Genomic DNA, 8,367 nt, shown 5'->3' with positions numbered 1-8,367 from the left:
CAACGGGGAAGTACACCTGGATGAGCGGTTTTAGAACTGCTACCCCGCAGCCGTGATACTCCTATTTCTTCTACATTTACTTGTCTTCACACATCCTATTAGCTCACAATTATGTTCGGACTTTTCAAGGGAACGAAGGATTTTATAAATCTTGGAAACACTTTTTGCCTAGTCAATAGAGCCTTGACGGACTTGATTCCAAAGGTCTATCTAGCTTCTGACAAGAGCGAGCATAATGAAGCTGTCATGAGTCTCGCCTATGCCTGCAAGGCTGGCATAAACGACAGACTAGAAAAACATGGGTGGCCATTGCATTCAGGTATTTCGGTCCCTTCAATGGATAGGAAGAATGTCACCATTTTAGAGGCCATTCATAAAACTGTTGGAGTCCTACGAGACCTTGCTGCTAACATGGATTTAGAATATGAAGTCGAGGAAATATTAGAGGGAGGGAAGTTATTTCATGTACTTGACAGAACTTGTCCAAAAGCATTTAAAGACAGAATCGGGCTGTAAATGCTACTTCTCGGCTAAAGAGGAATCAATTCCCCCGCATATATCACGTAACTGCACTTTCTAAAATGGCTAATACTCTTGATGACTTCTGGTTTGACGAACAAGCTAACAAGGAAGAAGCTGAGCAAGCTCGTATTACGTCACCTCAAAGCTTAGGCCCTGATGAGGATGAGGATGAGGACGAGGATAGGTCCTCCAAATGGGATGACGACGACGAAGATGATGAAGAGAGAATTATGCGTTCTCTAGATTCAGGTGACGGTGATTTGTACGGTTACTAGCATCTGCCAGGGCCTTCCGAACGAACTTCACCTACCTGCCTTGAGCTAAGGAGATCGTGTAGGCTTGGTAGATGTTAGATAGGATTTAGGGGGCAGTGGGGGGAGTAGAAAAAGCCCCCCGGTCGTCCCGGTTTTGTCCCTTAACATAATGTTGCTTATACCCGCCCTCCTGGAATAAGTACGCTTTTCCTCCCTACTGCCCCCAATGCCGGCGCGTGGTATTTTGCCGGGAAACAGCCCCAACGCAAGAGGGGAAGCTACCACCTGGTAGCCTCCCCTCTGTGTTGCAATAGGTGTCGAATGGGAGAATTACCTGCCCCTGTCAGCCCCACACACCTGTAAAGGCCGACGGGCCAAAGGTAGATAAGCTCTACAACAGCAAAGCCTGTTTCAGACGATTCCTGGTACGGGTCTGGCCGACCTACTCGAACGATAAGGGCCGTACTGGCTGGGGGCCGAAGTCCTGGGTGATACTGACGAAGTTGCGACTGTCGTACACGCCCGACTGGCCGGCGACGATACTGGCCGGAAAGTCGAACCGCGCCCGCAGCGCGTCCATATCCAGCGGCTCAGCAAACCCATAGACGCCGTATCCGTCCCGGTTGTAGTAGAACGCGTCGCCCGTGGCCGGCTCGTTGCCCTGGGCTTTCAGAAAGTCAATAACGGGCTGCAGGTGCGCCGTGCGCGAACCATCGGCCGTGTCCGAAATACGCTCTTTGTTCATAGGCTCTTGGGCTACATGGGGGGGCAACAGGCGGCGCGTTTGGGGCTGGGTCAGCGAGACTTCGTACACCTCGCCCGTGGCGGGGTACTCGTGCACGTAGCGGCCCTGCGCGTCGCGGTAGGAGAGGAATGTGTTGGCGGCGGCGGCTTCGGCCCGCAGCTGCGCCCGCAGCGCGTCCTGGAACGCGGGCGAGTCCAGTTGCTGCAGAAACACCGTGAGGGGGCTGGCAATAGAGTCAGCGGGCATAGGCGGCTGGGCCATGAGGAAAACGAAATGCTTAACCGCGTACGAGGAAGTCTGTTAGCGTATCCGGCAACGGATTATCTTCCATTTGTTGCGCCGCCTGCTGCGGGCTCAGGCCTGTAAGCAGCAGCTGATAGGCCCGTAGGATGGCCACATCCGGCGCGGCCTCGGGCGAGATGCCGAACTCCTGGCCCTTGTCCAGCACCGGATTGACGTAACTCAGCAGCGACATCCAGTCCGTGGTGCGCGGCGTGTTCAGGCCGCCCGGAAAGGCCTCGGACCGTTCCAACCACCTGCGGCACGCCAGCTCCGCGTGCCACGCGAAGCTGGACATGCGCAGGAACGTATCCAGCTCGTTGTAGCGCGTGAACTGGGGGCCTTCCTCGGCCCAAAAAGAGGGTTTTTTAGGGACTTCTTGCATACCATTAGATACGGCAAAAACCCCGCGAACGCCTATTTTAAGGCCGTTTTTGGGGCCTAAATCGGCCTGCTAAGGAAAATACTTTTTGACCACTTTCGGATTGTCCCGTTTCAGGTCCCAATAGCCCTGCGTCAGCCAATCCAGCACCCGCTTTTTCTTGGCCTGCTCCTGCTGCAGCTGCACCACCTGCGCCTCGGCCGCCGCTTTCTCTTTCCAGAGGTAGGTGCTCAGGCTGGCCAGCACCAGCAGCAGGGCAATCACTCCCAGCCCCAGCCGCATACTGGTAAAGCCCCACACTTCCCCCACCACGGGCACGCTGCGCGGAATCCGGTCAATCACCTGCTGCAGCTGCGCCGTGCCCGTGGTGAGCGTGTTTTCCACCTTCGCCGGCGTGGCCAGGTGCGGTTGGATCGCCTCCGCTACCCCCTGGTAGTTGATGGTAAACCGCACCTCCTGCTTCACCTTGGCCAGCACCTCGTCCAGTTCGGCCCGGCTCACCGGCCGGCCTTGCTCTAAGCTGCGCTTATTCAGCGCCTCGATGCCGCGCCGTAGCGCGTTTATGTCTTGAAGTAATTCCTGCATAGTTCGTTGCTGAAAAGTTAATCCCCCATCTCAAAGCCTCGGGACTGCTGCTGGCTCGGCTGCTGCTGAGCCTGCCGCTGCTTGGCCTGGGCGTACTCGGCCGCCAGCTTGGCCAGCGCGTAGTCCTGGCCCACCTGCTGCCATTGCTGAGCCGGGTCCTGGCCTAGCTCCCGGGCCTTGGCAAAGCCCGTCTCCAGATTGCCGGCGCTGTACTCGCGGCCCACCTGGCTGCCCTTCACCCGGTGCCCGTCCTGGGCAAACACCACCCCGGCCGGGCTCCCGTTCTTGCGCCGCGTCAGCTCCAGCTCGATGCCTCGGGGGCGCAGCGCCTCGCGCAGCTCGTCGAAGCTGCGGGCCTGGCCCGCCGTGTAGCTCAGGGCGCGGCCGATCTCCTGCCGGGCGCGGCTCCAATCAGCCGACTGTTCCTCTTTCGGGGTCGTGGCTTTCACCTGGGCCGGGGTCGGGCCGATTTCGCGGGCCTGCTTGCGGCCCACCTGGTCGGCCACGATCAGCCCATACGCCTGCTCGATGCCCTTGCACACATCCACGCTCCGCGAGCGAATAAACTGGTCGCTTACCGTCTGCCCGTCCAGATCCACCCGGTTTACCACCAGGTGCATGTGCGGGTGGGTTTTGTCCTGGTGCCGCACCACGGCCCATTGCGTGTTCTCCGGGTCGATGTTCAGCCCCTTTAGGTAGTCCTGGGCAATGCGGCCCATTACCTCGTTGGTTAGCTTCTCCTTTTCCTCGACCGGAAAGGCCAACGCGACGTGCAGCACGGCCTTGCCTAGCCCTGGCCGCATGGCCCGCACTGCGTCGAAGTCTGCCGCCATGTGCTCGGCGCTGTCCGTGCGCACCCCGTGCGCGGCCAGCACCTCGGCTCCTTTGCCGGGGGCCTGCTCCTGCAGCACGTACCGGCACATGGCCCCGAACGACTGGTTCACTTTCACCTTGCCGATCATGCCCCCTCGCCCGTGAGCCGCTTCAGCAGCTGGTGCATCTGCCCGAGTACCGTTGTAGCTCCGGTCCGCTGGTCCTGGCCCAAATGCGCCAGCTTGGTTATCTGGTTCAGGTTCGCCGCCATGCCGGCCAGTTGCGCCAGCTGCCGCGCCTCTTCCGGGGTCGGCGGGGCCTGCAGTTTCGTGGCTGTGTTCTGCTTCCGCCAGACCGACCGCAGCACTTCGCCCTGGCTCAACTTGTACCGCTCGGCCTCGCGGGTTAGGCGCTCGTGCTCCGCATCCGTGAGCCGGACGCTGACAACGTGGCGCTGTTTCTCGGCCAGCGGGCCGGCCTTCCGGCCTCCTTTTCGGGGGCGGTGGGGAGTGGATTCAGGGGCTGTTAGGTCGGCCATAGGGAGGTCCCCGGAGGGGCAAGTGTAGTGAGCCCAACGGGCGAACGGGTTTTCTGGATTGCGCGAAGCGCGATTCAGAAAACACATCTTGCGAAACACGTTGAACGAGGCGGGAGTGGCTCACAAGGTACGGCTCCCCGCACGCACGCGCAACCCCTGGCCCACTCTTTTCGCTGCGCCTCCCGGTTGGTTTTACAGTTGGTTTCCGTTCCGACTATTGTGCCCTTCCGGTTGCCCCTCTTGCCTCCTTCTCTTTGTGCTCCCCTGCCGACAACGTGGCCACCTCGCTCTGGCCTCCAGCTACCCCACCTGGCCACCTTCCTCCCTGGTCATTGCGTCCTGTCCTAGGGCACTTGCTTTCCCCTCTTGTACTCTTTTCCTGACCTGTGGCCTTAGCTGCTACCGTTTCTGTGGGCACAGTATTCCGGAGTTCAAAGCAGCACATAAGCTCAACAATAATGTTTATAAACCATTGATTATCAATAATATATACTTTATTGAATGCGCGCAATTCACTGGCTTCTAGGACTTTGCTGTCTTTGTTTTGCTCGTGCCATTGACCGTGCCCTAAAAGCTCTTTTTTTCTCGCGCGAAACAACAATTGGTGTATTTGAGCTTATTTGTTCTATTTGAGATGTGTGTATTTAATTGATAGACAGTGTTTTGCAACACTCAAAAAAGACTTTTCGTGTAGTAAAAAAGACTTTTCGTGTAGTAAAAAAGACTTTTCGTGTAGTAAAAAAGACTTTTCGTGTAGCTAACAAAGACTTTTCGTGTAGCTGCAAAGACTATTTGATAAGACAGTTTGTTTAACTAGTCTTTTTTGACTTATAATTGCCTTGAAAACAGCTCATACAGCAGATGAAACAGGAATTGGAGATACGCCAACATAACGCATTAACCAATGCGCGATATGAGTACACCGAACTCCAATTGGACTTGTTCTTCTTCATCATCTCTAAGCTGCGGAAAGGGGATAAAGACACTGTTTATCAACTGGATATTATGGAGCTATCCGGGCTAACAGGCAAGCGTTATAATGGGGCCTACCTACACAAGGCCACGGCCGATATGGGCTCCCGTATGCTGGAAGTGGAAGATGCCAACGAGTACCGACAAGTATGGATGTTTCAGCAAATTCGCTACTTGAAGGGTCAAGGAATCATCGAATTTGACCTAACTAGACACGTTTTACCCTTCTTATTCGACCTTAAAAACAACTTCACTTCTTATGAATTAGCTGCTGCTCTACGCCTTACCAGCAAGTATGCTAAGCGCATTTACCAGATGTGCAGTCAATGGAAAGATTTGGGTGAAACCAAGAAGTATGACATTCAAGACTTTAAGAGGATTCTCGGCCTACTCGATGATAAGGGCAACGAGAAAATGAAGCAAATCAAAGAGTTACGCGAAAGGGTGTTGGATATTGCCGTCAAGCAGATCAATGAGCACACTGAGCTATACATCAGCTATAAGCTCGAAAAACGGGGTAAAGCCTTCAAAAACATCACGTTCTCAGTCAAGCCGCAAGCCTTAGCCGAAACCATTCCCTTTGACTTGGTGGCCACAACTCAGCCTTTGCCAGGCGTTCAGCAAAGCCACTTCGATAACGCCGCCCGAATTCTAGACGAGTTGCGCATCACCGATGCCAAACATCGGCAAACCATCCTCAGCAGTGCGGCCCACGTTGCGGAAGTGAACCGCTACAACCACGACTTGAAAACAGGCAAGATCAAAGCACATAAGAACCCTGGGGGCTTATTACTCGTGCGCCTAGGATTAATTGAGCCCAAAGTCCCAAAGCCTAGTTGAAATCTTAAAAGCTAGGCCTTTCCTCACATGCCCTGTTAGCTCATATTCCCATTTCCCATCCATGCCTTCCAAATCTCTCAACAAGAACCTGCAAGCCGCTAAATCCGGCAAAAACGATGAGTTCTACACCCAGCGTACAGACATTGAGAAAGAGCTGCGTCATTACAAGGCCCACTTTCGGAACAAGACAGTGTTCTGCAACTGCGACGACCCACGTATCTCCAACTTCTTCAGCTACTTCGCCGATTCCTTCGAGCAGTTGAAGCTAAAAAAGCTCATCACCACCTGCTTCAAAAATCAGAACGCCGACCTCTTCAGCCAGAACAAGAGTGAGACGGCTGTGAAACTGGAATACAACGGCGACCGCAACGGCAACCGCACCCCTGACCCCGAAGAAATCGGCATCATACCCCTGCGTGGCGATGGCGACTTCCGCAGCCCCGAAAGCGTGGCCTTGCTACAAGAGGCTGACATCGTAGTGACCAACCCGCCCTTTTCGCTGTTTCGTGCCTACGTCGAGCAGTTGATAGCTCACAATAAGAAGTTTCTTATCATCGGTTCTCAGCAGGCTATCACCTACAAGGAGATTTTTAAGCTGCTTAAAGAGGATAAGCTGTGGCTAGGGGTGGACAACAACGGCACGAAGTGGTTTCAGGTGAATGAGGAGTACGACATCACCACGGAGTCGCGCAAAAAGATGCAGGACGGGAAAAAGTATTTCAGTATGGGGAGCGTGGTGTGGTTCACTAACTTGGACATTGCCAAGCGCCACGATGAATTAATCCTCGTTCAGAAGTATTCCCCTGAGAAACACCTGAAGTACGACAACTACGACGCGATAAACGTGGATAAGGTGACGGACATTCCTTATGATTACCCAGGCGCAATGGGAGTACCCATTACCTTTCTGGACAAGCACAATCCCGATCAATTTGAGCTATTGGGAATAACAGATAGAGATGACAATTCAGGACTAAAGTCAAAAGTATACACTGCTAACGATGCTCGTAATTTTGCTGACTTGAATAGACGGGGAGTAATTATCGTCAATGGCGAATACAAGCAGACCTTCGTGAGACTATTCATCCGAAACCGCAACCCACAATAATGAAAATAGACTTACTTGAAGTCACTATTCGTGAGCTTGTAGAAGGCTACAAAGACAGTTTTGAGGAGGGAGTGAAGGCCTATGGTGGCAAACTGGACGTTCGCCCGCCATATCAACGCGAGTTTGTGTACAAAGACAAGCAGCGCGATGCGGTAATTGAAACTGTAACGCGAGGATTTCCGCTCAACGTAATGTATTGGGCTACCCGTGCTGATGGCACTTTTGAGGTGATAGATGGGCAGCAACGCACCATTTCGCTCTGTCAGTACGTGGAGGGGGATTACTCAATAGAGCGCGATGGTAACCGGATAGCTTTCTTCAACCTCAAAGATGAGCCACAAAACCAACTGCTTGACTATCCGCTGATGGTGTACGTGTGCAGTGGCACCGAACAGGAGAAGCTGGATTGGTTTACCACCATCAACATTGCGGGCGAGCGCCTCACTGAGCAGGAGTTGCGCAATGCCGTATATGCGGGACCGTGGGTGAGCAGCGCCCGTCGTTATTTCAGTAAGACCGGCTGCCCAGCTTATCAACTGGGGCAAGACTACCTAAGCGGCTCCCCTATCCGGCAAGAGTTTTTGCAAACCACTCTGGACTGGGTAAGCAAGGGGCAGATAAAGGAGTACATGAGCCGGCACCAGCACGACGCAGATGCTAAACCCCTGTGGGAATATCTGAAAGAAGTATTGGCTTGGGTGGAGCGCACGTTTCCGAAAAAGCGCAAAGAATTGATGCGAAGTGTGCCTTGGGGCCACCTCTATAACAGCTACAAAGATGAGGCACTAAACCCAGCTGCGCTGGAAAAGGAGATTGTGCGCTTGATTGCCGACGACGAGGTGAAGAACCAAAGTGGTATCTATTCATACCTACTAACCGGACAGGAGCGCCACCTCAACCTGCGGGCCTTTACATCCAACCAAAAGCAACGGGCCTACGAGCGACAAGGAGGCACTTGCCCCATCTGCAAAAAACACTACCAGCTGACCGAGATGGAAGGCGACCACATCACACCCTGGCACGAGGGCGGCAAAACGACGGATGCTAACCTGCAGATGCTGTGCAAGGATGATAACCGACGCAAGAGTGGTAAGTAGAGCACCATTCAACAACACCCTTCGTTTCCCGAAAAGCAAAACCCCATCAGCCGCTCTGGTTGATGGGGTTTTGCTTTTCGGGGGCCTCTTAGCACTACAGTGCGGGCTCGTGCTTCCCTTTATTGGGGTTCTTGTTGCAACGGGGAAGTACACCTGGATGAGCGGTTTTAGAACTGCTACCCCGCAGCCGTGATACTCCTATTTCTTCTACATTTACTTGTCTTCACACATC

The 8,367-nt window shown here is 54.0% G+C and carries 10 protein-coding genes; 5 read left to right on the top strand and 5 right to left on the bottom strand.

Annotation, left to right across the window (positions count from 1 at the left end):
- The first annotated feature begins 111 nt into the window (after positions 1–111).
- Entirely contained in the window at positions 112–516 is a 405-nt protein-coding gene (locus GGU46_RS21715; protein WP_183405611.1) for a hypothetical protein, read from the top strand.
- Between the two features lie 65 nt (positions 517–581).
- Positions 582–797, top strand: a complete 216-nt coding sequence (locus GGU46_RS21710) for a hypothetical protein (protein WP_183405610.1) — start codon at positions 582–584, stop codon at positions 795–797.
- 421 nt (positions 798–1,218) lie between these two features.
- Here the strand turns inward: GGU46_RS21710 and GGU46_RS21705 are convergent, their stop codons facing one another.
- From GGU46_RS21705 to GGU46_RS21685, 5 genes are all read right to left on the bottom strand, one after another.
- On the bottom strand, positions 1,219–1,782 hold the full coding sequence (locus GGU46_RS21705; RefSeq protein ID WP_183405609.1) for a hypothetical protein: 564 nt from the start codon (positions 1,780–1,782) through the stop codon (positions 1,219–1,221).
- A gap of 16 nt (positions 1,783–1,798) precedes the next feature.
- A complete protein-coding gene (locus tag GGU46_RS21700; protein WP_183405608.1) occupies positions 1,799–2,185 on the bottom strand; it encodes a hypothetical protein in 387 nt (128 codons plus the stop codon).
- Between the two features lie 69 nt (positions 2,186–2,254).
- Positions 2,255–2,767 (bottom strand): hypothetical protein, encoded by a 513-nt coding sequence (locus GGU46_RS21695; protein ID WP_183405607.1) that lies wholly within the window; start codon positions 2,765–2,767, stop codon positions 2,255–2,257.
- A gap of 17 nt (positions 2,768–2,784) precedes the next feature.
- A complete protein-coding gene (locus tag GGU46_RS21690; RefSeq protein ID WP_183405606.1) occupies positions 2,785–3,729 on the bottom strand; it encodes a relaxase/mobilization nuclease domain-containing protein in 945 nt (314 codons plus the stop codon).
- Entirely contained in the window at positions 3,726–4,118 is a 393-nt protein-coding gene (locus GGU46_RS21685) for a plasmid mobilization protein (RefSeq protein WP_183405605.1), read from the bottom strand. The genes GGU46_RS21690 and GGU46_RS21685 overlap by 4 nt, the downstream gene beginning before the upstream one ends.
- Before the next feature lie 861 nt (positions 4,119–4,979).
- Between GGU46_RS21685 and GGU46_RS21680 the strand changes: the two genes are divergently transcribed.
- From GGU46_RS21680 to GGU46_RS21670, 3 genes are all read left to right on the top strand, one after another.
- Positions 4,980–5,930, top strand: coding sequence for a replication initiation protein (locus GGU46_RS21680; protein ID WP_183405604.1), 951 nt, complete (start codon positions 4,980–4,982; stop codon positions 5,928–5,930).
- Positions 5,931–5,991: 61 nt separating this feature from the next.
- Entirely contained in the window at positions 5,992–7,038 is a 1,047-nt protein-coding gene (locus tag GGU46_RS21675) for an adenine-specific methyltransferase EcoRI family protein (RefSeq protein ID WP_183405603.1), read from the top strand.
- Positions 7,038–8,135 carry an HNH endonuclease family protein gene (locus GGU46_RS21670; protein ID WP_183405602.1) on the top strand — a complete coding sequence of 366 codons (1,098 nt, stop codon included), beginning with the start codon at positions 7,038–7,040 and terminating at the stop codon, positions 8,133–8,135. The genes GGU46_RS21675 and GGU46_RS21670 overlap by 1 nt, the downstream gene beginning before the upstream one ends.
- Positions 8,136–8,367 lie beyond the last annotated feature (232 nt).

The organism is Hymenobacter latericoloratus, assembly GCF_014199535.1.
Taxonomy (GTDB): Bacteria; Bacteroidota; Bacteroidia; order Cytophagales; family Hymenobacteraceae; genus Hymenobacter; species Hymenobacter latericoloratus.
Note: the sequence above shows the minus strand (reverse complement) of the source record. Positions and strands in the feature narration are given on the sequence as shown.

Excerpts from the sequence above, each read along its gene's own strand:
- GGU46_RS21715 (WP_183405611.1), top strand. The coding sequence starts at position 112 with ATGTTCGGACTTTTCAAGGGAACGAAGGATTTTATAAATCTTGGAAAC.
- GGU46_RS21710 (WP_183405610.1), top strand. The coding sequence starts at position 582 with ATGGCTAATACTCTTGATGACTTCTGGTTTGACGAACAAGCTAACAAG.
- GGU46_RS21705 (WP_183405609.1), bottom strand. The coding sequence starts at position 1,782 with ATGGCCCAGCCGCCTATGCCCGCTGACTCTATTGCCAGCCCCCTCACG.
- GGU46_RS21700 (WP_183405608.1), bottom strand. The coding sequence starts at position 2,185 with ATGCAAGAAGTCCCTAAAAAACCCTCTTTTTGGGCCGAGGAAGGCCCC.
- GGU46_RS21695 (WP_183405607.1), bottom strand. The coding sequence starts at position 2,767 with ATGCAGGAATTACTTCAAGACATAAACGCGCTACGGCGCGGCATCGAG.
- GGU46_RS21690 (WP_183405606.1), bottom strand. The coding sequence starts at position 3,729 with ATGATCGGCAAGGTGAAAGTGAACCAGTCGTTCGGGGCCATGTGCCGG.
- GGU46_RS21685 (WP_183405605.1), bottom strand. The coding sequence starts at position 4,118 with ATGGCCGACCTAACAGCCCCTGAATCCACTCCCCACCGCCCCCGAAAA.
- GGU46_RS21680 (WP_183405604.1), top strand. The coding sequence starts at position 4,980 with ATGAAACAGGAATTGGAGATACGCCAACATAACGCATTAACCAATGCG.
- GGU46_RS21675 (WP_183405603.1), top strand. The coding sequence starts at position 5,992 with ATGCCTTCCAAATCTCTCAACAAGAACCTGCAAGCCGCTAAATCCGGC.
- GGU46_RS21670 (WP_183405602.1), top strand. The coding sequence starts at position 7,038 with ATGAAAATAGACTTACTTGAAGTCACTATTCGTGAGCTTGTAGAAGGC.